The organism is Cedecea davisae (assembly GCF_044095835.1).
GTDB lineage: Bacteria > Pseudomonadota > Gammaproteobacteria > Enterobacterales > Enterobacteriaceae > Cedecea > Cedecea davisae.
This window is the reverse complement of the sequence record NZ_CP172054.1, coordinates 3,571,493-3,593,054: the sequence shown is the minus strand read 5'-3', so window position 1 is coordinate 3,593,054 and position 21,562 is coordinate 3,571,493. Positions and strand designations below refer to the sequence as shown.

The window sequence follows — 21,562 nt, the reverse complement described above, 5'->3', positions numbered from 1 at the left end:
CGAGGTTGCCATGAAACGACACACCCTGAGCCTTTGGCTCGGCGGGGTGCTGTTTGCTGCGTCTGTCTCCGCCGCCCCGGCGGCGGAGTTCAGCCTGCAACAGACTCTGCTGGCAGCCGAACACTACTCCGCGGCCCTGTCCGCAAACCGGAACCAGAGCGATGCCCTGAACGCGATGGCGGACTCCGCTCGCCAGCTCCCCGACCCGAAACTGAAGTTTGGTATTGAGAACCTGCCGGTGCAGGGCAGCAACAGCCATCGCTTTACCCGCGAAGGCATGACGATGCAGCGTATCGGCATCATGCAGGATTACGTTAGCGAGGAAAAACGCGACCGCAAGGCCGATACGATTCTTGCCCAGTCGGCCAGCAGCAAGGCTAAAGCTGAGACTATCCGTGCCAACCTTCAGCGCGATACCGCGCAGGCATGGCTTGAACTGGCTCTGTCCGAAAAAGTGCTCATTGCCGCCCGCAAGCTGGTGAGTGAAACCGAGCGGCAGGTTGGCGTGCAAAAGGCCACTGTAGCCAGCGGCAGCTCGCCCGCTTCCGGCGTGGTGGATATCCGCATGACGCTGCTGACCATGCAGGACAAGGTTACGCTTGCCGAACGCGACGTGACGCTGGCAAAAACTCGTCTTCTGCAACTGACCGGCCAGCAGGTTGATAGCGTTGCCGGTTCTCTGCCCCGCTTCCAGCGTTTACCCGCCGACCCGCAGGTGCTTGAAGAAGGCGTGGTGCAGCATCCAGAGGTGATTGAAGCGGCAAGAGAGGCCGACGTTGCCCGCGCGAAGTCCGCACAATCGGAGGTTGCGTCCAAACCCGATGTCGGAGTGGAAGTTTATTACGCCCGCCGCGCCGAGGGCTTTGACGATATGGCAGGGGTGATGTTTACCGTCGACCTGCCGCTGTTTAAATCCCAGCGCCAGGACAAAGACTATTCCGCCGATGTTTCCCGTTCGATGGAGGCGAACGATCAACTGGCGCTGGCTCGCCGGGAGCATGTCGCCCTTGTGCGTACGCTGGTGGCGAATTATCAGGCGGCGCAAAGCGTCTGGCAGCGCCAGCAGGAACAGGCGTTACCGCTTCAGCGCCAGCGCCTGTCACTGCTGGAGTCACAATATAGCGCCGGGAAGTCAACGCTTGCGGAATTACTGGCCGCTCGCCGCGAGCTTCTGGACACCGAGCTGACCGCCAGCAGCGCTGAAAAAGCCGTTGCCACCAACTGGGCCGCCATCCGCTACCTCACGCCTCAGGACGTTAACTAATGAAAAAATCACTTAACTTTTCCCTGCTGGCCGTCGCGGTTGTCGCCGCTCTGGCAGCAGGATATTACGCCGGAAAGCAGCAAAGCGGTCATGCTCAGCCAGAGCCACAGGCAGGGCAGGAGAACGGGCGTAAAGTGCTCTACTGGTATGACCCAATGGTGCCGGGGCAGCGCTTTGATAAACCGGGTAAATCACCGTTTATGGATATGGAGCTGGTGGCCCGCTATGCGGATGAGGTCACGAACGACGGCGGCGTAACGGTAAGCAGCCGCCAGCAGCAAAATCTGGGGGTTAAAACCGCAGCCGTTGAGCGCCGGGCTTTGAGTGTTCCTTTTGCCGCTTTTGCCACCGTGACGCTGGACGAGCGCAGCGTGCAAATTATTCCCGCCAGCGCGAATGGCATTGTTGAGACGCTGTATGTGAAAGCCCCGCAGCAGTACGTGAAGGCCGGAGAGCCTTTGGCCCGGCTGTGGTTCCCTGAGTGGACGGCGGCCCAGCAGGAGTATCTGGCGGTGCGCAAGTTGGGAGACAGCGCGTTGACGGCGGCGGCAAGAGAGCGGCTACAGCTGCAATTTATGCCGACGGAGGTGATTAGCCAGGTTGAGCGCAGCGGCAAACCGCAAACGCGGGTGACCGTGCGCGCGAAGCTTGCCGGATATGTGAACAAGCTCGAAGCACGTGAAGGCCAGCAGGTTAGCGCGAATGCGCCGCTGTTTGAGGTCGCCAGCCTGCAATCGGTATGGATTGTAGTGGATTATCCTCAGTCTCAGGCTCAGGCGTTGCAGCCCGGGAGCGAAATTGTTGCCAGCGCCGACAGCTGGCCGGGGGAAGCTTTCCATGGCCGGGTTAGCGAGCTGCTGCCGAATCTGGAAACCACGACCCGCACCCTGAAGGCGCGTATCGTGCTCGACAACCCGCAGATGAAACTCAAGCCGGGAATGTACCTGAGCGTCAGGCTTGCTAACCAACAGCCGCGCGCGGCAGTGCTGGCGGTACCGGAGGAATCCCTGATTGAAACCGGCCATGAAAGCCGCGTGCTGGTAGCCGAAGACGGCGGCCATTTCCGCCCGGTAAACGTGGTGCCGGGGATAGTCGATAAAGGCTGGGTGGAGATCCGTTCCGGGCTCACCGGGGGTGAGAAGGTGGTGACTTCAGGCCAGTTCCTCATCGATTCTGAAGCCAGCCTGCGCAGCGCTTTACCTGAGAGCGGGGCACAAACCCAGGCTAAGGCGACGGTAAAAACCTACGATGGCGAAGGCGTGGTGAAAGCCGTTAGCGCCGATTCTATTACCATCGCCCATCAGCCGATCCCCGCGCTTAAATGGGGGGCGATGACAATGCCGTTTGCGCTTAAGTCGCCGACCAACCTGAAGCCGGGGGATGCGGTGATGTTCAGCTTTAGCACGGACGACGAAGAAGGCGCGGTAATTACCCACCTGATGCCGATGGCGGGGGCGAGCAAATGATTGCTGCCGTTATTCGCTGGTCGCTAAAAAACCGGCTGCTGGTAGTGCTGGCGGCCATTATCATGGCGGCCTGGGGGCTATGGTCGCTTCAGCGTGCACCGCTCGATGCCTTGCCCGATCTTTCCGACGTGCAGGTGATCGTGCGCGTAAGCTACCCTGGAAAAGCGCCGCAGATCGTTGAAGATCAGGTGACTTATCCGCTGACCACGACAATGCTTTCCGTTCCGGGCGCAAAAACGGTGCGCGGCTTTTCGATGTTCGGCGATTCCTACGTTTATATCCTGTTTGATGACGGCACCGATCCATACTGGGCGCGTTCCCGGGTGCTTGAATACCTGAGTCAGGTTCAGTCCCAGCTGCCGCCGGAGGCCAAAGCTTCGCTGGGGCCGGACGCAACCGGCGTGGGCTGGGTGTATGAATATGCGCTGATAGATCGCAGCGGGAAGCACAGCCTGGCCGACCTGCGGGCGTTGCAGGACTGGACGCTGAAGTTTGAGCTAAAAACCGTGCCTGACGTTTCGGAAGTAGCAAGCGTGGGCGGCATGGTGCGCCAGTATCAGATAGTGCTCGATCCTGAACGGATGAAAGCACTTAACATCACCCATGAACAGGTGATTGGCGCGGTGAAAAACGCCAACCTGGAAGGGGGCGGCTCGGTTATTGAGATGGGCGAGGCCGAATATATGGTTCGTACGGCGGGGTATCTCAAAAATCTGGATGATTTTAAACAGGTAGTGATTACCAGTCGGGAAGGCGTGCCGGTGCTGCTTTCCGACGTTGCTTCCGTCAGGCTGGGGCCGGAAATTCGCCGCGGCGTGGCGGAATTCAATGGTGAAGGTGAGGTTGCAGGCGGCATCATTGTGATGCGTTATGGGAAAAATGCCCTCGAAACCATTAATGCGGTGAAGCAGAAGCTTGCTCAACTGCAAAAAAGCCTGCCTGCCGGTGTGGAAATTGTTCCGGTCTATGACCGTTCACATCTGATTGAAAACGCTATTGATACGCTCTCCCACAAGCTGCTGGAAGAGTTCATCGTGGTGGCTATTATCTGCTCTCTGTTCTTATTCCACTTCCGCTCCGCGCTGGTGGCGATAATTACCCTGCCGCTCGGTATTCTTGGGGCATTTATCGTGATGCATTACCAGGGAGTGAACGCCAACATCATGTCGCTTGGCGGTATTGCGATTGCGATTGGCGCGATGGTGGACGCCGCCATTGTGATGATCGAAAACATGCATAAGGTGCTTGAGCAGTGGAGGCACGACCACCCCGGCGAGCAGCCACGCAGTGCCGATTACTGGCAAATTTCCCAGCAGGCGGCGGTTGAAGTCGGGCCAGCGCTGTTTTGTAGCCTGCTTATCATTACGCTGTCATTTATTCCGGTCTTCTCGCTTGAGGCGCAGGAAGGGCGCATGTTCTCGCCGCTGGCCTTCACCAAAACCTATTCAATGGCGGTTGCAGCCGGACTAGGAATTACCCTTGTGCCGGTGCTGATGGGCTGGTTTATTCGCGGCAAAATTCCCGATGAAAAGGCTAACCCGATTAACCGTTGGCTGATTGCGGCGTATGAGCCGATGCTGGAAAAGGTTCTCGATAAGCCTAAAACCACGCTGGCAGTTGCGGGACTGCTGCTGGTGGCCACGCTCTGGCCGCTTAGCCAGTTGGGCAGCGAATTTATGCCGCCGCTGGATGAGGGGGACCTGCTTTATATGCCTTCTACCCTGCCGGGAATTTCGGCGCGTGAAGCCGGGCGGCTGTTGCAGCAGACCGACCGCCTGATCAAAACCGTGCCGGAAGTGGAAACGGTGTTTGGTAAGGCAGGGAGGGCCGAAACCGCAACCGATCCCGCACCGCTGACGATGATTGAAACGACCATTCGCTTTAAGCCTCGCGACCAGTGGCGACCGGGTATGACGATGGACAAGCTGGTGAGCGAGCTGGATAACGTGGTTAAGGTTCCAGGCATAGCCAACGTTTGGGTGCCGCCAATCCGTAATCGCCTGGATATGCTGGCGACCGGCATTAAAAGCCCGGTGGGCATTAAGGTGAACGGCAATAACATTGCGGCCATTGAGTCGGTGGCGGAGCAGATTGAGCGGGTAGTAAAGCAGGTGCCGGGCGTCACTTCGGCGCTGGCAGAACGCTTAGGGGGAGGGCGCTATGTTGATATTGACATCGATCGCCGTAAAGCCGCCCGCTATGGCGTTTCCGTGAAGGAGCTGCAATCGCTGGTGGCCACGGTTATCGGCGGTGAAAACATCGGGGAAACTATCGAGGGGCGTGAACGCTATCCGATTAACGTGCGCTACCCGCGTGAACTGCGCGATAACCTGCAAAAACTTCGCGACCTGCCGGTGATTACCGCTAACGGCAGCCAGATTGCACTTTCCGAGCTGGCTAATATCACTATCACCGAGGGGCCGCCGATGCTGAAAAGCGAGAATGCCCGTCTTTCTAACTGGATTTATGTTGATCTGCGCGGGCGGGATTTAAAGTCAGCGGTAGAAGATATGCAGCGCGTGGTTGCCGAGCAGGTGAAACTTCCTGAAGGCGTGTCGCTCTCGTGGTCGGGGCAATTTGAATATCTCGAGCGGGCGACGGCAAAATTAAAAATCGTGCTGCCGTTTACGTTGTTAATCATATTTGTATTGCTGTATGTAACTTTCTCCCGGGTGAAAGATGCACTATTAATTATGGGGACTTTGCCGTTCTCATTAATTGGCGGAGTGTGGCTGTTGTATATGCTGGGATATAACCTTTCGGTTGCCGGGGCGGTTGGTTTTATTGCTCTGGCAGGGGTAGCGGCAGAATTTGGTGTGATAATGGTGCTGTATTTAAATCAGGCGCTGGATAAACACCTGAAAACCGAGGGCGGGCAGAGTGATGGCCTGCTGCGGCGGGCTATCCACGAGGGGGCGGTGCTGCGCGTCAGGCCTAAGGTGATGACGGTTGCCACCATAATGGCCGGTCTGTTGCCCATTATGTGGGGCAATGGCGCAGGATCAGAGGTCATGAGGCGTATTGCTGCGCCGATGATTGGCGGCATGGTCACCGCACCGGTGCTTTCCATGTTGGTTATTCCAGCGGTATATATGCTGACCCACCGGCGTAAATAACTCTTTTCTCTCACGGGTCGCCTATTTTATGCGACCCGATTTGCATGGCTATTCATTGATATCTTATGAGTATTTAAGACCTTTGTGACTTGACATTAAATGAGTACAACTTTCAAGCTAAGTCTGGTGCTGATTTAGCTTTCATTGAGATATAATTCAGTAAGGTAGCTGGCGAATTTTAATATGGTAAGAAAGACGTGACTTACGCGAATAAATTTTTCTCGAATCTGATTTTGTTTTGCGCGCTGGCGCTGAGCACACCCGCTGCTTTTGCCGCAGAAGGCGGGTTTTTCACTAACGCGTGGAATACTTTTTCCAGCAATGTTTCAAAGACCTGGAACGAGCCTGAGCATTATGATCTTTACGTTCCAGCAATCACCTGGCATGCCCGCTTTGCCTATGACAAAGATAAGACCGATCGCTATAACGAGCGTCCGTGGGGGGCCGGTTTTGGCCAGTCACGCTGGGATGAGGAGGGGAACTGGAACGGCATCTACCTGATGGCGTTTAAAGATTCCTTTAACAAATGGGAGCCGATTGGCGGCTACGGCTGGGAGAAAACCTGGCGACCGCTGAGCGATGATAACTTCCACCTCGGGCTGGGGTATACCGTAGGGGTTACCGCTCGCGACAACTGGAAGTACATTCCTGTTCCACTGGTGCTGCCGCTGGCTTCCATAGGATACGGCCCGGCAACCTTCCAGATGACCTATATTCCAGGGACTTACAACAACGGCAACGTTTACTTCGCCTGGCTGCGGTTCCAGTTCTGATTTTGTCTTGTCCGGTAGTCCTGAAAAAGGGGTTTTTTATACCCCTTTAAAAACAAGGGTTAATCTTTCAGGTGTTAAAAACTTCGCGACTTTTATCACTTTTTCTCAATTCTGGACTGGACAAAAGCCACCACAATTGTTGTACTGATGCCCGACACAGCATTTGTGTCGTTTTTTCATGTAAAGGTAATTTTGATGTCTAAGATTAAAGGTAACGTTAAGTGGTTTAATGAATCCAAAGGCTTCGGCTTCATTACTCCGGAAGATGGCAGCAAAGACGTGTTCGTACACTTCTCTGCAATCCAGAGCAATGGTTTCAAAACCCTGGCTGAAGGCCAGCGCGTTGAGTTTGAAATCACTAACGGTGCCAAAGGCCCTTCTGCTGCAAACGTAATGCCTATCTAAGTCATTACCAGTAGAATATAAAAACCCGCCAAGGCGGGTTTTTTTTTTGCCTGAAACCAGGCTGTAAAAACCGCCAGATTTGAAGTGACCCTGCTGTAGGGCATTTTGTCTGGCGGTTTTTTTCTGTCTATCAGGCGAACAGGTAAGCTTTCAGAAACAATCCTACAATCACTACGCTAACCAGAACGCTCAACCAGCCGGTGACTTGCTCTTTCATTGCCATCTCCCCAAAGATCATTGCGGGATAGTGGCAGAGAAAAATTAAGCTAACATTAACCCGGCGGTTATTACCGGGTGACAAACAGAGAAACCAGCCAAAATGCGAGTGCGGTCATAACAAATGAGCCGACAAGGTTCAGCAGCACGTTCATTCCGGCCCACGCAAAGCGCCCGTCCTGTAACAGCAGCACCACTTCAGCCGAAAAGGTAGAGAAGGTTGTCAGGCCACCGCAAAAGCCGGTGGTGATAAGCAGTTTCCACACGGGATCGACGTTACTAAAGCGGCTAAATAGCGCCAGCCCCAGGCCGATAATAAAAGCGCCGGTCAGGTTGGCTATCAGCGTGCCGATAGGAATGCCCATATGAATCGGGTTATATTTTAAACTCAGGAACCAGCGCGTTACGCTGCCGATCCCGCCGCCGATAAACACGGCGAACAGCATCTGAATCACGGTTAATCCTTGCTAAATACGTTGATGGGCAAAGTGTAGCGTTCGAACATGTAGATTTACACGCGATATACTGTAATTAATCATTTAGCTGAGGAGCAGGTATGAAGGTTGCCGTGGGGCAGTTTGCGGTGGGGCCTGAATGGCAGAAGAATGCAGCCACCTGCGTCGGGCTCATGGCCGAGGCCGGGCTGGCAGGAACGGACCTTCTGGTGTTGCCGGAGGCGGTGCTCGCCCGGGACGATAATGACCCGGATATGTCTGTCAAATCGGCCCAGCCTGTCGATGGCCGCTACGTGGAACAGTTACGCGAGGAAAGCCGTAAAAATGGAATGACGACGGTGCTGACGCTGCATATCCCGACACGGCAGGGACGGGCGGCAAATACTCTGTTGGCGCTTCGGGGTGGCGAAATCGTGGCTCAATATCAGAAAGTGCATTTGTACGACGCCTTCAGCGTTCAGGAATCCCGGCTGGTGGATGCAGGAAATGAGCTGGCTCCTCTGCTTGAGGTTGCCGGAATGAAAGTTGGCCTGATGACCTGCTATGATCTGCGTTTCCCCGACATGGCCCTGAGCCTGGCGCTGGCAGGTGCCGAGGTTATCGTCCTGCCTGCAGCATGGCTAAAAGGCCCGCACAAAGAAGCTCACTGGGCGACGCTGTTGGCCGCCAGGGCGCTGGATACCACTTGCTATCTTGTGGCGAGCGGCGAATGCGGTAGTAAAAATATCGGCCAGAGCCGGGTTGTTGACCCGCTGGGCGTCACAATTGCGGCTGCGGCAGAATCGCCCGAGCTTATTTTCGCCGAACTCAGGGCGGACAGAGTGGCAGCGGTACGGCAAATGCTGCCGGTGCTTAATAACCGACGGTTTGCGATACCTCAAATGTTATGACGTTTTTTTAATCAGCTCTTGATTCACCTTGTTACAGATTGCTATTGTGTCGCGCGGACAAATGACCGTTAATGAAATCAGGTTTTTTTTATTCGCCGTTGTCACGGCACATATCACAGAAGAAGGTAGGTATGGGAGAGATTAGTATTACTAAGCTGCTGGTTGTCGGCGCGCTGATCGTATTGCTGTTTGGTACTAAGAAGCTGCGCACGCTGGGCGGCGATCTCGGTTCCGCCATCAAAGGCTTTAAGAAAGCAATGGCTGAAGATGACAACGGCAAGAAGTCCGATACCGAAGCTCAGGCACCTGCAGACCGCATCATTCATAAAGACTGATTGCTGACCTTTGCAGAATAAAAAAACCGGCTGATAAGGCCGGTTTTTTATTTTGGACAGCGTAAAGGTAACAATCTGTAACCAGATTACTTCACTTCCATCCCTTTAGCCTGAAGGTCAGCGTGGTAAGAAGAGCGCACAAACGGGCCACAGGCCGCGTGGGTGAAGCCCATCGCCAGCGCTTCTGCTTTCATCTCTTCGAACTCATCCGGGCTGACATAGCGCTGCACGGGCAGGTGGTGACGGCTAGGCTGCAGGTATTGACCCAGGGTCAGCATCGTCACGCCGTGGCTGCGCAGGTCGCGCATCACTTCGATGATTTCCGCATTGGTTTCACCGAGGCCAACCATTAAACCAGACTTAGTCGGGATATGTGGATGGGCTTCTTTGAAACGCTCCAGCAGCTTCAGCGACCAGTTATAGTCCGCACCCGGGCGCACATTGCGGTACACGCGCGGCACGTTTTCCAGGTTGTGGTTGAACACGTCCGGCGGGGTCGCGGTAAGGATTTCCAGCGCGCGATCCATACGGCCACGGAAGTCCGGCACCAGGGTTTCAATCTTGATGGTTGGATTTTTCTCGCGGATAGCGCTGATGCAGTCGGCAAAGTGCTGAGCACCGCCGTCGCGCAGATCGTCGCGGTCAACCGAGGTAATAACCACATAGCGCAGCGCCATATCGGCGATGGTTTGCGCCAGCTTGGCCGGTTCGTTGGCATCCGGTGCTACCGGGCGGCCGTGGGCCACGTCGCAGAACGGGCAGCGGCGGGTGCAAATTGCGCCCAGGATCATAAAGGTCGCGGTGCCGTGGTTAAAGCATTCGGCGAGGTTCGGGCAGGAGGCTTCTTCGCAAACGGAATGCAGACCATTTTTGCGCATCGCCGCTTTAATGCCCTGGATGCGGGTTGAGTCAGACGGAAGTTTGATTTTCATCCATTCCGGCTTTCTTAACAGCTCCTGGCGCTCTGTGACCACGTTTTTAACCGGGATCAGAGCCATTTTATCGGCGTCGCGGTATTTAACGCCGCGTTCCATCACAATGGGTTTGCTCATAGGGTGCGTATTCCAGTTGCGGATAATAAAGTCAGGCTAATCGAATTCAAGCTAAGTTGGGATCTATCAACTATTTTTGAATTAATGGCCGGGAGTATATCATCACGGCCAGGGAGAATCAGTATACCCCAACATGAAATGGAGAAAGAATTGTAAATGGGTTGTTGTTTTGTGCTAAATGCAAGGTTAATGGCCGTGTCGTTCACCTCCTGAACGCCCTGCAAGAGGTGAAAACCACTTTTTTTAAGCGGCGAATTCGTTGCGAATCGCTTTGATTATATCCTGCAATACCGTGTCACGTATGCTTAGCTTGTTGAAATGCATACTGGTTTCCATGGTTTTATCGGAAAACAGGTCGCAGTCAACGGCGCGCAGATTCCAGGTATCTTTAAACATTTCATACAGCCGCCACGGCATAAAGCCCAGCAGGTCGCTGCTGCCGAGCAGCGACGATAACGTCACATAGTTGTAACTACTAAAGGCAATCTGGCGGTTGGGCAGGCGTTCACTGATTTGCTGGCGCAGGTCGCGCAGCAGGTCATCCTGCATGATGAGAAAGGTGTGTTCCATATTCTGCATATCTTCGAGTGTCAGCCGCTTTTCAAGACAGGGGTGACCTTCGCGGCAGACGACAGCAATGTTTTCCTGGTAGAGCGGAATGCTGGTGATCGTTCGTGCGTAGTGGCGGCCGGTATCGATAATCAGGTCGGTTTGAAACTGGCTAAGCTGCGATTCACCGTCGTTGATAGGCACGTTGCGTATAAGCAGGTTAGGGTTGACCTTGCGGATGGCCGAATAGACCTTCGGAATAACCAGCGCCCCGATAGAGGGCTGGGTCGCTAGCGTAATGGTGCGCTGCTGATCGTTGCTGCTATTAAAGTCCAGCGCGCCCAGAATCGATTCCAGCCCTTGGCTGATATATTCGTGAAGATGCGCCGCATACGCGGTCGGCGTGACGCCCTGGCCTTTACGAATGAATAACGGGTCAGGGAAAATATATCGTAATTTTTGGATGGATTGGCTAATAGCAGAAGGCGTCAGGTTCAGTACCTTAGCGGCATTCACTATCCCTTTATGGATGTATACGGCTTCAAAAATCGTCAGCAAATTTAAATCTATGTTGCGTAATGCTTTGAATACGGGATAGTTATTTTCACTATCGCGATCCATGATTTTTTTTTCAGCTAGTGGGTTTTGCCCCATGCCCGGTCTCCGGTAAAAAATAAAGAATATTATATTTATAGATAAAAATAGGAGTATTGGGTGAATTAATACGGCTATTTTGCCGGGGCAAGCACGAATGCGAAAAAATAAAGCGTTTTGATGCACTAATTAGCGTGATTTGTGGCGTCATTATTTAAATAATGACGCCAATGAATTATCTAACTTGTGATTATTACCCGCGGACGGCGGCAATGTTACCGCCGTTTAATCCGCGGCAGCGTATTCGTGAGGGGGATTATCAAGCAGCGCCATAAAATGGGCTACCAGGCGTGGCTGAACGTCGGCTACGGAGATGCCGTTAACAAAGTGGCTCACCTGGGTCATTTCCAGTCCCGCATAGCCGCAAGGGTTGATGCGCAGGAAAGGAGTGAGATCCATATCGATGTTCAGCGCCAGGCCGTGGAAGGAGCAGCCTCTGCGGATGCGCAGCCCCAGCGAGCAGATTTTCCGCCCGTCAACGTAAACGCCCGGAGCGTCCGCTCGCGGGTAAGCCTCAATACCTAGCTCCGCCAGCGTATTCACCACGGTCTGCTCCAGTACGGTCACCAGCTCGCGCACGCCAAGCTTGCGGCGCTTTAAATTAAGCAGCAGGTACATTACCTGCTGACCAGGGCCGTGAAACGTCACCTGGCCTCCCCGATCGCTTTGTACCACCGGGATGTCTCCCGGCATAAGCACATGCTCGGCTTTCCCCGCCTGACCCTGGGTAAATACCTGAGGGTGCTCTACCAGCCAGATTTCGTCGGCGGTGGCGTCGTCGCGGGTGTCGGTAAAGTCATGCATTGCCTGCGATACGGGTTCGTAAGGCTGCAGGCCAAGGTTGCGGATCAGGATTGTATCTTGAGACAAAACAGCGTCTCCGGAAGGCAAAAGGTGGGAGGAAGTATATCACAACAAAAACCCGGCCTTAGCCGGGTCATCGCCTTACAGCACCATACGAACGATTTCGATGTTGCCTAACTCTTCGTACAGCGTTTCTACCTGCTCGATATGAGTCGCATTAATGGTAATCGACACGGAGTGGTAGTTACCTTTGCTGCTTGGTTTAACCTGAGGCGTGTAGTCACCCGGCGCGTGGCGCTGCACCACCTCAACGACCAGATCAACCAGCTCCGGTTTCGCCAGGCCCATTACTTTATAAGTAAAAGAGGTTGGGAATTCGAGCAGTTCGTTCAGTTTGGTTTTCATGGTAGCTCCAGCGTTACGGCAATAAAAATGATAACTCCCGCCGACGGGCGGGAGTTGCTTTGATACTCAGTATATGGGGTCAAGATTGACACTTTCAAGTGTTCAATAATTAACCGAACCAGTGGTGGAACATCAGTTTGATGTAGTCGATGATTCGGCTAAAGAAATTCCCTTCCGGCATTTCCTGCAGCACGACCAGCGGACGCTGCTCGATGGTTTTGCCGTCCAGCTGGAAGTTAATGGTGCCCACAACCTGGTTTTTCTGCAGCGGAGCGTGCAGTTCAGGGGTGGTCAGCACATAGCTGGCCTTCAGATCTTTCATGCGTCCGCGTGGGATGGTCAGGTAAACGTCTTTATCAACGCCGAGAGAGGCGCGATCGTTATCACCAAACCAGGCCGGCTCGGAGGCGAACTCTTTCCCGGCTTTCAGCGGAGAAACGGTTTCAAAGAAGCGGAAGCCCCAGGTCAGCAGTTTTTTACTTTCGGTTTCACGGCCTTTGTAGGTATGGCCGCCGAGAACCGCCGAAATCAGGCGCATCTGGCCTTCGGTCGCCGAAGCAACCAGGTTATAGCCTGCCGCATCGGTATGGCCGGTTTTGATGCCGTCAACGTTGAGGCTGGTATCCCACAGCAGGCCGTTACGGTTGGTCTGGCGGATATTGTTGAAGGTGAATTCTTTCTCTTTGTAGATAGAGTATTCGTTCGGCACGTCGCGGATCAGCGCCTGGCCAATCAGCGCCATATCGCGCGCGGAGCTGAACTGACCTTCTGCATCCAGGCCGTGTACGGTCTGGAAGTGGGTGTTTTTCAGACCCAGGGCGGAAACATAGCTGTTCATCAGGCTGACGAAGGCGTCCTGGCTACCGGCCACGAAGTCTGCCATTGCCACGCAGGCATCGTTACCTGATTGCAGGTTAATACCGCGGATCAGTTTGTTAACCGGCACCTGCATGCCCGGCTGAAGGAACATCAGCGAGGAGCCTTTAAATACCGGGTTACCGGTCGCCCAGGCGTCTTTGCCGATGGTAACCATCGCGTTGTCATCGAACTTGCCGGCTTTCATCGCCTGGCCGATAACGTAGCTGGTCATCATCTTGGTGAGGCTGGCTGGGTCACGACGCGCATCGGCGTTGGACTCGGCCAGAACTTTGCCTGAGTTGTAGTCAATCAGGATATACGCTTCTGCATCAATCTGCGGGACGCCTGGGATCATGGTTTTAATATTGAGGTCGTCAGCTTGAGCAGAGGCCATGGCCGCGAAGGCGAAAGCCGTGGTGAGCGCCAGGCGCTTAACAAAACGTGCAGAAAGAGCTGTATTCATGATGGAACTACGACGTCCGTGATGGAATTAAAAAAAGTGCCTTACTATAGCAAAAGCATTTTTGACTGGCATCTGACTTTGCGCGTGAGTTTGTTAATGGTCTTTACGCAAATTTACGAGCAGGAAACATGCCAGTCACAGCTTTACATAGACGGGGCGTTGGTAACGAATGATTGCTGCTGCGCCTCGGACATCAGGCGCTGTTGCAGGGCCGTAGCCTCGCCGCGGCTGCTGAATGGCCCGAGCTGTACGCGATAAACGGCTCCGTTGTGGGAAACCGCGCCCGGTACGCCAAACTGCTGGCTCAGCTTTTGCTGCCACTGGCTTGCTCTTGCGCCGTCGCTTACCGCGCCAACCTGCACAACATAGCGGCCGTTGGCCGGCGCTGCTGCCGAAGTGGTGCTGCGCTGGGCGACGTGGCCCTGGACTGAGCCCGGAGCCGTAACCGGGGCTGCAACGGCTGGAGCCGGAGGCTGAACGGCGGCTGGCTGTTGAACCGCTGCTGTTGCGGCCGGTGCGGCTACGGTTGCCGCCGCAGCGGCAGGTACGGATGTAGATGCCGCAGGGACGGCCGCAGGGGCGTCAGGTGTTTCAATTACCCCAGCCGCAGGGGCGTCAGGTGTTTCAATTACCCCAGCCGCCAGAGGCGTTGGCGCCCCCAGGAAACCGCTGCTCTGAACCGGTGCGCCGGTGCTGTCTGAGCTTTGCAGCGTAGCATTGCTGATAGCACGGACATCACCCTGCGGGGCTTCCGGCTGAGCCGGTGAAGAGGCGCTGCCCATGCCGCCGCCTAAATCCGGGCGAGCCGGTAAGGCATAGGTTTGCTTGGCAATGGTGGTACAGGCCGTGCCCGGGCCGGACATCGTGCCGTCCTGAGCGACGATAATCGGGTCGATGCGAACCTTGGTATTGTTCGAAGTATTCAGTCGGTCTGCCGCCGCGCGGGAAAGAGAAATCACTCGATCGTTGCCGTAAGGGCCGCGGTCATTAATGCGTACCACAATCATGCGGCCATTCGCGAGGTTGGTCACTCGTGCATAGCTTGGGATAGGCAGAGTAGGGTGCGCGGCAGTCAGCGCGTTTGCATCAAACGCTTCACCGGAGGCTGTCAGATTGCTGCCCGGCTCGGCATCATAAATCGCCGCAAAGCCGGACTGGCTGAAGTTTGCCGGGTTCTGGACAATCTTGTAGCTCTTGCCGTTGTTCTGGTAATCCTGGTTTACCGAAGGATTCAGAGGCTCGTAGCGCGGTTCAGCGCCGCTGATTTCCACTATCGGCCCGTTGCATACCACCGGCTGAGGCGGCTGATTAACCGGCTGCTGGTTATCATCATTTGACGAACATGCTGCCAACAACGCCGCAGCGATGCAGACGCCAGCCCACCGTTTTTGCTTACCCATTGCGCACCTCATCCAGTTACACGCTTTTTGATAACATTTTTCTATGTGTGTGTATCGACATCACGATACCGAACCCGGCCATCAGAACAATCAGGGCCGATCCCCCGTAGCTGACCAGCGGCAACGGCACGCCTACCACCGGCAAGATACCACTAACCATGCCAATATTGACAAATACATAGACGAATAAGATAAGCATCAGCCCGCCCGCCATCACTCGCCCGAAGGTGGTTTGCGCCCGGGCGGCAATAAACAGGCCGCGCATAATCAGCAGCAGGTAGAGTGCGAGCAGCACCAGAATGCCGACTAATCCCAGCTCTTCCGCCAGCACCGCGAAGATAAAGTCGGTATGACGTTCGGGCAGAAACTCCAGCTGTGACTGGGTGCCGTGCAGCCAGCCTTTACCGCGCAGGCCGCCGGAGCCGATGGCAATTTTAGACTGAATAATATGATAGCCCGCACCCAGAGGATCGCTTTCCGGGTCAAGCAGCATCATTACGCGCGCACGCTGGTAGTCGTGCATCAGGAAGAACCACAGAATCGGGACGAAGGCGGCAACCAGCAGCACCGCCACCAGAATCAGACGCCAGCTCATACCCGAGAGGAACAGCACGAACAGGCCGGATGCGGCAACCAGAATGGAGGTTCCGAGGTCCGGCTGGGCGGCAACCAGCAGCGTAGGCATAAAGATGAGCACCAGCGCGATGCCGGTGTTTTTGAGCGTCGGCGGGCAAACGTCGCGGTTAATAAAACGCGCAACCATCAGCGGGACGGCTATTTTTGCAATTTCCGAGGGCTGGAAACGAACAAACCCTAAGTCCAGCCAGCGCTGGGCGCCTTTTGAAATGGCACCGAAGGCGTCCACCGCTACCAGCAGGATAATACAGAAGATATAGAGATAGGGCGCCCAACCTTCGTAGACGCGAGGTGGGATCTGCGCCATCACCACCATGATAACCAGCCCCATCAGGATTTGGCCGACTTTGCGCTCCATCATGCCCATATCCTGGCCGCTGGCGCTCCAGACGACCAGTGCGCTGAAAACCAGCAGTGCCAGAATGGTAACGAGGAACGTTGGGTCAAGGTGGACCTTGTCCCAAATGGTCTTTTTATTTGGATTATCGGTCATGCTATTGATCCTCTGTGGCCGAGGCGGCCGGCGCTTCTGCAGGCAGAACCGTGTTGTTATCCCCCAACATGACGTGGTCGAGGATCTGGCGCATGATGCTGCCAACCGCTGGCCCTGCGCCACCGTTCTCCAGAATCATCGTCACGGTGTATTGCGGATTATCATATGGGGCAAACGCCGTCATCAGCTTGTGGTCGCGCAGGCGTTCCGCGATTTTGTGCGCGTTATACGTTTCGTTGGCTTTCAGGCCGAAGACCTGAGCAGTACCCGATTTCGCCGCCACTTTATAGGGGGCATTGGCAAAGTATTTGTGGGCCGTACCGTTTGGACGGTTGGCAACGCCGTACATCCCGTCTTTGGCAATTTCCCAGTAGCCGGAGTGGATATCACCCACCGGGGCTTCAACCGGCTGCTGCCAGGGCACCTGTTTGCCGTTTTTCACCGTGCTCATCAGCAGATGAGGCACGCGCACGACGCCGTCGTTAATCAAGATCATCATCGCCTTGCTCATCTGAATTGGCGTTGCCGTCCAGTAGCCCTGGCCGATGCCGACCGGGATGGTGTCACCCTGATACCACGGCTTTTTAAAGCGTTTCAGCTTCCATTCGCGGGTTGGCATGTTACCGGCACGCTCTTCGGAAAGGTCGATGCCGGTGAGGTGGCCATAGCCGAATTTGCTCATCCACTCGCCGATACGGTCGATACCCATGTCATAAGCGACTTGGTAGAAGAAGGTATCGGCGGACTCTTCAAGCGACTTGGTCACGTTCAGGCGGCCGTGGCCCCATTTTTTCCAGTCGCGGTAGCGTTTTTCCGAGCCTGGCAGCTGCCACCAGCCTGGGTCAAACAGCGAAGTGTTACGCGTGATTACGCCCGCGCTCAGCGCCGAAACCGCCATATAAGGCTTCACGGTGGAGGCCGGAGGATAGACGCCCTGGGTTGCGCGGTTGATAAGCGGCGTGTTCGCGTCGCTCAGCAGCCCGGAGTAATCCTTGCTTGAGATGCCGTCAACGAACAGGTTCGGGTTGTAGCTTGGCATTGAAACCAGCGCCAGGATGCCGCCGGAGCGCGGGTCGGTAACGACAACCGCAGCACGGCTCCCCGCGAGCAGCGTTTCGATATAGGTCTGAAGCTTAAGGTCGAGCGTCAGGTAGATGTCATGCCCGGCCTGCGGCGGGACTTCTTTTAGCTGGCGGATAACGCGGCCGCGGTTGTTAACTTCAACCTCTTCATAGCCGGTCTGGCCGTGCAGCACATCTTCGTAGTAGCGTTCGATGCCCAGCTTGCCGATGTCATGAGTTGACGCGTAGTTGGCAAGCTTGCCTTCTTTGTCCAGGCGCTCAACATCCTTATCGTTTATTTTCGACACATAGCCGATGACGTGTGTAAGGGCGGAGCCATAAGGGTAGTAGCGGCGTTTATAGCCCTTCACTTCTACGCCGGGGAAGCGGTACTGGTTTACCGCGAAACGGGCCACCTGAACTTCGGTCAGGTTGGTTTTTACCGCGATAGAGGTAAAGCGGTGCGAGCGGGCGCGCTCTTTTTTAAAGTTGGCGATGTCATCGTCGGTCAGGTCAACTACCGGGCGCAGCGCCTCGAGGGTTTCCTGAACGTTATCGACCTTTTCCGGCATCATCTCTATTTGGTAGATAGTGCGGTTGAGCGCCAGCGGCGTGCCGTTGCGGTCGTAAATAATGCCGCGGCTCGGCGGAATGGGAACCAGCTTGATGCGGTTTTCGTTAGACCGGGTCTGGTAATCGGTGAAGCGGACTATCTGCAAATTATACAGATTGGCGATCAGCACGCCGGTAAGCAGCAAAATGCCGATAAAAGCGACCAGCGCCCGGCGCACAAAGAGCGCAGACTCAGCAGTGTAGTCGCGAAAAGAATTCTGTAATTTCATTCGCTGCCTGGTATTACCCGCTCAGGTTTACTCACGATGATAAGGATGATTGGTGGTAATGCTCCACGCCCGGTACAGACTCTCCGCTACCAGCACCCTGACCAGCGGGTGGGGCATGGTGAGCGTGGAAAGCGACCAGCTTTGCTCGGCGGCGGCTTTGCAGGCTGGCGCTAAGCCCTCCGGCCCGCCAATCAGCAGGCTGACGTCGCGGCCATCCTGTTTCCAGCGCTCGAGCTGCGTCGCAAGCTGGGGCGTATCCCACGGTTGCCCGGGGATATCCAGCGTTACGATTCGGTTACCTTTGCCCGCGGCGGCCAGCATCATTTCGCCCTCTTTTTCGAGGATACGTTTGATATCGGCATTTTTTCCGCGTTTTCCAGCCGGAATTTCAACCAGCTCAAACGGCATGTCTTTAGGGAAACGACGCAGGTACTCGGTAAAGCCGGTCTGCACCCAGTCAGGCATTTTGGTTCCAACGGCCACCAGTTGCAGCTTCACCCGTTAGCTCCAGAGTTTTTCCAGTTCGTACAGCTGGCGGCTCTCTTCCTGCATGACGTGAACGATAATTTCGCCCAGATCGACAACAACCCAGTCGGAAGCGTTGATGCCCTTCACGCCCATTGGCGACAGGCCAACTTCGCGGGAGGATTGAACAACGTGTTCAGCGATGGACATCACGTGGCGGTTGGAGGTTCCGGTACAGATAACCATGCAATCCGTGATGCTTGATTTGCCTTTAACATCGATAGCGATGATATCCTGGCCTTTGAGGTCGTCGATTTTATCGACGATGAAATCCTGAAGTGCTTTACCCTGCAAGTGTTCCCCCTGAGAGAATGAGAGTGTGTAGTTTGGCCCGTAAATAACCATTATACCCAACAGGGCAGGCGGCTTTGGCTGAAAAATTGGCCGTCCAGCGCGGATCGCGGGCTATCATCCCATTGCGCGCCGGAGTTTGCATCGCCATTTTTGTAAAACTATTTCAGAAAAGCCGGATTTACGGGCAGGAAATTATGGCAGCGGAGCATAACAGCCTGAGGGGTGGTGTCAATGGCTGGCGTGCGCCTGTCGTTTCCGGTGAATTAGAATAGTGTAAACCGGTTCATCCCGCCGGTGATTCAGACTCCGCTGAATGGCTTAACGATAGAGGCCATGTTGCAGAATAAAAGCCAGTACCTCGGGCGGTAGCAGATCGTCGCAGGGCTGGTTTTCTTCAAGGCGCTGGCGGATGACGGTGGCCGAAATATCGTAGAGCGGCGTCTGTGCCAGAAAGACGTTGCCCGATGGCCGCTGGTGCAGCGTGGCTACCGAATCGGTGAGGTTCTGCGCCAGCCATGCCTGCTGTTCCGGGGTTTCCATCGCCAGAGGATAGCCCGGGCGCTGCGTTACCAGCAGGTGGCACAGAGACAGGAGTTCTTCCCAGCGGTTCCAGCGGTGCAGGCTGAGTAAAGAGTCCTGGCCGATGATAAACGCCAGCGGCTGCGAGTGCCCGATTTCTGCCCGCAATTGTTCAAGCGTTTCAACGGTCCACGAGGGCGTGGATCGAGACAGCTCGCGGTCATCCAGGGTAAACAGCGGGTTCCCGGCAATTGCCAGTTCAATCATCGCTTTACGTTGTTCGCTGCTGGCTTCCGGCTGTGGGCGATGCGGCGGCACATTATTCGGCATGATGGTGACCCGGCGCAGCAAAACCTGCCGGGCAAGCGCCTCAACTGACTTCAGATGCCCGTAATGAATGGGATCAAAGGTCCCGCCATAAAGCGCCAGGAGCGAAGCGTCAGACATCGATAAAAATTTCCGGTAATGCTTTGTGGCAAATCAGTAATGAGAGACCTTCCAGATCTTCCCAAACCGACTGACCATAATCCTGTTTCAGCGTTAGCTCAACCCGGGTAAGCAGGCGAACGGCCTGGTAGAGCTGCTCGCTCGAAACCCGGTTCAATGCCTCGGTTACCAACTGGCGGCGGTTTTGCCATACCCGCTGCTGGTCGAACAGAGTGCGCAGAGGGGTTGTCGCTGATTCACGCTTGAGGTTGACGAGCTGCAATAGCTCTCGCTGTAGCGTGCGCAGTAAAATGACCGGCTCGCTGGCCTCAAGGCGCAATTGCTGGAGGATGTGCAGCGCGCGTTTGCTTTTCCCGGCGAGCAGGGCATCTACCCAGTGGAAAGGCGTAAAGTGCGCGGCATCGTTCACCGCCTGTTCCACGCGGGGCAGCGTCAGTTTGCCGTCCGGCCAGATAAGCGACAGCCTTTCCAGCGCCTGGGAGAGCGCCAGCAGATTGCCTTCGTAGCAATAGCAGAGCAGCTGGTTTGCCGCATCATCCAGCGTCAGGTTCATCTGCCTGGCACGCTGAGCGACCCAGCGCGGGAGATTTGCCTGCTCGGGGGTCTGGCAGGTTACCAATACCGAACGGTTCGCCAGTTGGGTAAACCAGGCTGCATTTTCCTGCGCTTTGGTGAATTTGTTACCGCGAACCAGCAGCAGAATATCGTCGTGCAGCAGGCTGACCAGGGTTTCCAGCTGCGCGTTAATGGCGGCATTAGGGCCGTTTTCCGGCAGCAGTAGAAGCAAAGTTTGACGACTGGCGAACAGGCTGAGCGCCTGGCAAATAGAGAACAGAGCCTGCCAGTCGGTGGAGGCGTCTATCTGGACGCTGTGGTGTTCTTCAAAGCCGTGCTGCTGGGCGCTTTTGCGCACCGCATCCTGGCTTTCCTGGAGCAGAAGAGGGTCGTTGCCTGCCAGCAGATACGCCGCGCGCAGCCCTTCATTGAGCTGCGCGTGGAGTTGTTCCGGGTACACTCGAATCATTGGCTACCGGAGGTTGCCGACAGAGTGGTGGATACCCGGCCAGCCGGAGCGGCTGGTTTTGGCGTGCTTACCGGTTTTTCCGCATCCTTAGTGGCATCAAGATCGGCAGCGTGAACCGCCAGCAGCTTACGGATCAGCTGTTGAGCAACGTTGGTATACATCTCTTTGATAATCAAATCCTGCTCGGCATCTTTCGCCAGGGCAGTCAGTGGGTTATCAAAGAACGAGCGATAGGTCGTCGCGCTGATAGGATAAATGTCGTGGCCCGGGATCAGCACCTGAGCGTTGACGGTCATCACCATCTGGTATTCCGCGGTCTGGCCGTTCTGGAACACCGAAACGGTATCCTGGCCCACCCCGGCACTGCCCACGCGCAGAGATGGAATATCTTTACGCACGCCGGTGCCCGTATCGTCAACGATAGTGACGCCGTTTAAGCGCAGCTGTTGGCGGATCTCACGGGTCAACGGGCCGTTAGGATCGCTGGAGTTGAGGATCAGCGTCTTCATCTCAGTAGGAACCTGCGTGTTACCACGCAGGTGAAAACCACATCCGGCGGTGACCAGCACCGCCAGGCTTACTAACAAAGTGACAAAGGGATGTCGCACACTTCCTC

At 55.4% G+C, this 21,562-nt stretch carries 22 protein-coding genes; 8 read left to right on the top strand and 14 right to left on the bottom strand.

Annotated elements, in window-relative coordinates; genetic code table 11:
- Window positions 1-10: 10 nt before the first annotated feature.
- From ACG1VR_RS17190 to cspE, 5 genes are all read left to right on the top strand, one after another.
- Window positions 11-1,264: a TolC family protein gene (locus tag ACG1VR_RS17190; RefSeq protein ID WP_016535334.1), complete on the top strand. Its 1,254-nt coding sequence runs from the start codon at window positions 11-13 to the stop codon at window positions 1,262-1,264.
- A complete protein-coding gene (locus tag ACG1VR_RS17185; protein ID WP_395489397.1) occupies window positions 1,264-2,730 on the top strand; it encodes an efflux RND transporter periplasmic adaptor subunit in 1,467 nt (488 codons plus the stop codon). The genes ACG1VR_RS17190 and ACG1VR_RS17185 overlap by 1 nt, the downstream gene beginning before the upstream one ends.
- Complete coding sequence (locus ACG1VR_RS17180; protein WP_395489396.1) at window positions 2,727-5,846, top strand: efflux RND transporter permease subunit; 3,120 nt, start codon at window positions 2,727-2,729, stop codon at window positions 5,844-5,846. The genes ACG1VR_RS17185 and ACG1VR_RS17180 overlap by 4 nt, the downstream gene beginning before the upstream one ends.
- A 197-nt stretch (window positions 5,847-6,043) precedes the next feature.
- Window positions 6,044-6,619: a lipid IV(A) palmitoyltransferase PagP gene (pagP, locus tag ACG1VR_RS17175; RefSeq protein WP_016535337.1), complete on the top strand. Its 576-nt coding sequence runs from the start codon at window positions 6,044-6,046 to the stop codon at window positions 6,617-6,619.
- Between the two features lie 195 nt (window positions 6,620-6,814).
- A complete protein-coding gene (gene cspE, locus ACG1VR_RS17170; RefSeq protein ID WP_004100146.1) occupies window positions 6,815-7,024 on the top strand; it encodes a transcription antiterminator/RNA stability regulator CspE in 210 nt (69 codons plus the stop codon).
- A 287-nt stretch (window positions 7,025-7,311) separates the two neighbouring features.
- On the opposite strand, the gene crcB is transcribed toward cspE, so the two are convergent.
- Entirely contained in the window at window positions 7,312-7,695 is a 384-nt protein-coding gene (gene crcB / locus ACG1VR_RS17165) for a fluoride efflux transporter CrcB (RefSeq protein WP_039897991.1), read from the bottom strand.
- Window positions 7,696-7,796: 101 nt separating this feature from the next.
- Here crcB and ACG1VR_RS17160 point away from each other — a divergent pair, with 101 nt between their 5' ends.
- A complete protein-coding gene (locus ACG1VR_RS17160) occupies window positions 7,797-8,585 on the top strand; it encodes a deaminated glutathione amidase (protein ID WP_016535341.1) in 789 nt (262 codons plus the stop codon).
- 131 nt (window positions 8,586-8,716) lie between these two features.
- Window positions 8,717-8,920, top strand: a complete 204-nt coding sequence (tatE, locus tag ACG1VR_RS17155) for a twin-arginine translocase subunit TatE (RefSeq protein WP_039897992.1) — start codon at window positions 8,717-8,719, stop codon at window positions 8,918-8,920.
- Window positions 8,921-9,006: 86 nt separating this feature from the next.
- Here the strand turns inward: tatE and lipA are convergent, their stop codons facing one another.
- The 10 genes from lipA to rsfS form a co-directional block, all read right to left on the bottom strand.
- A complete protein-coding gene (gene lipA / locus ACG1VR_RS17150; protein WP_016535343.1) occupies window positions 9,007-9,972 on the bottom strand; it encodes a lipoyl synthase in 966 nt (321 codons plus the stop codon).
- Window positions 9,973-10,215: 243 nt separating this feature from the next.
- Window positions 10,216-11,175: a YbeF family transcriptional regulator gene (locus tag ACG1VR_RS17145; RefSeq protein WP_016535345.1), complete on the bottom strand. Its 960-nt coding sequence runs from the start codon at window positions 11,173-11,175 to the stop codon at window positions 10,216-10,218.
- A gap of 225 nt (window positions 11,176-11,400) precedes the next feature.
- Window positions 11,401-12,045 carry a lipoyl(octanoyl) transferase LipB gene (gene lipB / locus ACG1VR_RS17140; protein ID WP_039897993.1) on the bottom strand — a complete coding sequence of 215 codons (645 nt, stop codon included), beginning with the start codon at window positions 12,043-12,045 and terminating at the stop codon, window positions 11,401-11,403.
- Window positions 12,046-12,120: 75 nt separating this feature from the next.
- Window positions 12,121-12,384 (bottom strand): DUF493 family protein YbeD, encoded by a 264-nt coding sequence (gene ybeD / locus ACG1VR_RS17135; RefSeq protein ID WP_008456041.1) that lies wholly within the window; start codon window positions 12,382-12,384, stop codon window positions 12,121-12,123.
- 109 nt (window positions 12,385-12,493) lie between these two features.
- Entirely contained in the window at window positions 12,494-13,705 is a 1,212-nt protein-coding gene (gene dacA / locus ACG1VR_RS17130; protein WP_016535347.1) for a D-alanyl-D-alanine carboxypeptidase DacA, read from the bottom strand.
- Between the two features lie 143 nt (window positions 13,706-13,848).
- On the bottom strand, window positions 13,849-15,105 hold the full coding sequence (gene rlpA / locus ACG1VR_RS17125) for an endolytic peptidoglycan transglycosylase RlpA (protein ID WP_395489395.1): 1,257 nt from the start codon (window positions 15,103-15,105) through the stop codon (window positions 13,849-13,851).
- A 16-nt stretch (window positions 15,106-15,121) separates the two neighbouring features.
- Window positions 15,122-16,234 (bottom strand): peptidoglycan glycosyltransferase MrdB, encoded by a 1,113-nt coding sequence (gene mrdB / locus ACG1VR_RS17120; protein ID WP_016535349.1) that lies wholly within the window; start codon window positions 16,232-16,234, stop codon window positions 15,122-15,124.
- A 1-nt stretch (window position 16,235) separates the two neighbouring features.
- Window positions 16,236-18,137 (bottom strand): peptidoglycan DD-transpeptidase MrdA, encoded by a 1,902-nt coding sequence (mrdA, locus tag ACG1VR_RS17115; protein WP_016535350.1) that lies wholly within the window; start codon window positions 18,135-18,137, stop codon window positions 16,236-16,238.
- Window positions 18,138-18,164: 27 nt separating this feature from the next.
- Entirely contained in the window at window positions 18,165-18,635 is a 471-nt protein-coding gene (gene rlmH, locus ACG1VR_RS17110; RefSeq protein ID WP_008456055.1) for a 23S rRNA (pseudouridine(1915)-N(3))-methyltransferase RlmH, read from the bottom strand.
- A 3-nt stretch (window positions 18,636-18,638) separates the two neighbouring features.
- Window positions 18,639-18,956 carry a ribosome silencing factor gene (gene rsfS / locus ACG1VR_RS17105; RefSeq protein WP_038474720.1) on the bottom strand — a complete coding sequence of 106 codons (318 nt, stop codon included), beginning with the start codon at window positions 18,954-18,956 and terminating at the stop codon, window positions 18,639-18,641.
- A 74-nt stretch (window positions 18,957-19,030) separates the two neighbouring features.
- On the opposite strand from rsfS, the gene ACG1VR_RS17100 reads away from it, so the two are divergent.
- Window positions 19,031-19,228, top strand: coding sequence for a hypothetical protein (locus ACG1VR_RS17100; RefSeq protein ID WP_395489394.1), 198 nt, complete (start codon window positions 19,031-19,033; stop codon window positions 19,226-19,228).
- A 46-nt stretch (window positions 19,229-19,274) separates the two neighbouring features.
- Here the strand turns inward: ACG1VR_RS17100 and nadD are convergent, their stop codons facing one another.
- Genes nadD through lptE form a run of 3 tightly spaced genes read right to left on the bottom strand, consistent with a single transcriptional unit; the run spans window position 19,275 to window position 21,554 of the window.
- Window positions 19,275-19,922, bottom strand: coding sequence for a nicotinate-nucleotide adenylyltransferase (gene nadD / locus ACG1VR_RS17095; protein ID WP_016535354.1), 648 nt, complete (start codon window positions 19,920-19,922; stop codon window positions 19,275-19,277).
- On the bottom strand, window positions 19,915-20,946 hold the full coding sequence (gene holA, locus ACG1VR_RS17090) for a DNA polymerase III subunit delta (RefSeq protein WP_172568075.1): 1,032 nt from the start codon (window positions 20,944-20,946) through the stop codon (window positions 19,915-19,917). Before holA ends, nadD begins: the two co-directional genes overlap by 8 nt.
- Window positions 20,943-21,554, bottom strand: a complete 612-nt coding sequence (gene lptE / locus ACG1VR_RS17085; protein ID WP_395489393.1) for an LPS assembly lipoprotein LptE — start codon at window positions 21,552-21,554, stop codon at window positions 20,943-20,945. The genes holA and lptE overlap by 4 nt, the downstream gene beginning before the upstream one ends.
- Window positions 21,555-21,562: the final 8 nt, after the last annotated feature.

Coding starts and splice junctions, on each gene's coding strand:
- nadD (WP_016535354.1), bottom strand. CDS start 19,922: ATGTCTGACGCTTCGCTCCTGGCGCTTTATGGCGGGACCTTTGATCCC.
- dacA (WP_016535347.1), bottom strand. CDS start 13,705: ATGAATACAGCTCTTTCTGCACGTTTTGTTAAGCGCCTGGCGCTCACC.
- ACG1VR_RS17185 (WP_395489397.1), top strand. CDS start 1,264: ATGAAAAAATCACTTAACTTTTCCCTGCTGGCCGTCGCGGTTGTCGCC.
- mrdB (WP_016535349.1), bottom strand. CDS start 16,234: ATGACCGATAATCCAAATAAAAAGACCATTTGGGACAAGGTCCACCTT.
- holA (WP_172568075.1), bottom strand. CDS start 20,946: ATGATTCGAGTGTACCCGGAACAACTCCACGCGCAGCTCAATGAAGGG.
- lipA (WP_016535343.1), bottom strand. CDS start 9,972: ATGAGCAAACCCATTGTGATGGAACGCGGCGTTAAATACCGCGACGCC.
- ACG1VR_RS17180 (WP_395489396.1), top strand. CDS start 2,727: ATGATTGCTGCCGTTATTCGCTGGTCGCTAAAAAACCGGCTGCTGGTA.
- rlpA (WP_395489395.1), bottom strand. CDS start 15,105: ATGGGTAAGCAAAAACGGTGGGCTGGCGTCTGCATCGCTGCGGCGTTG.
- ACG1VR_RS17160 (WP_016535341.1), top strand. CDS start 7,797: ATGAAGGTTGCCGTGGGGCAGTTTGCGGTGGGGCCTGAATGGCAGAAG.
- ACG1VR_RS17145 (WP_016535345.1), bottom strand. CDS start 11,175: ATGGGGCAAAACCCACTAGCTGAAAAAAAAATCATGGATCGCGATAGT.
- mrdA (WP_016535350.1), bottom strand. CDS start 18,137: ATGAAATTACAGAATTCTTTTCGCGACTACACTGCTGAGTCTGCGCTC.
- tatE (WP_039897992.1), top strand. CDS start 8,717: ATGGGAGAGATTAGTATTACTAAGCTGCTGGTTGTCGGCGCGCTGATC.
- ybeD (WP_008456041.1), bottom strand. CDS start 12,384: ATGAAAACCAAACTGAACGAACTGCTCGAATTCCCAACCTCTTTTACT.
- cspE (WP_004100146.1), top strand. CDS start 6,815: ATGTCTAAGATTAAAGGTAACGTTAAGTGGTTTAATGAATCCAAAGGC.
- ACG1VR_RS17190 (WP_016535334.1), top strand. CDS start 11: ATGAAACGACACACCCTGAGCCTTTGGCTCGGCGGGGTGCTGTTTGCT.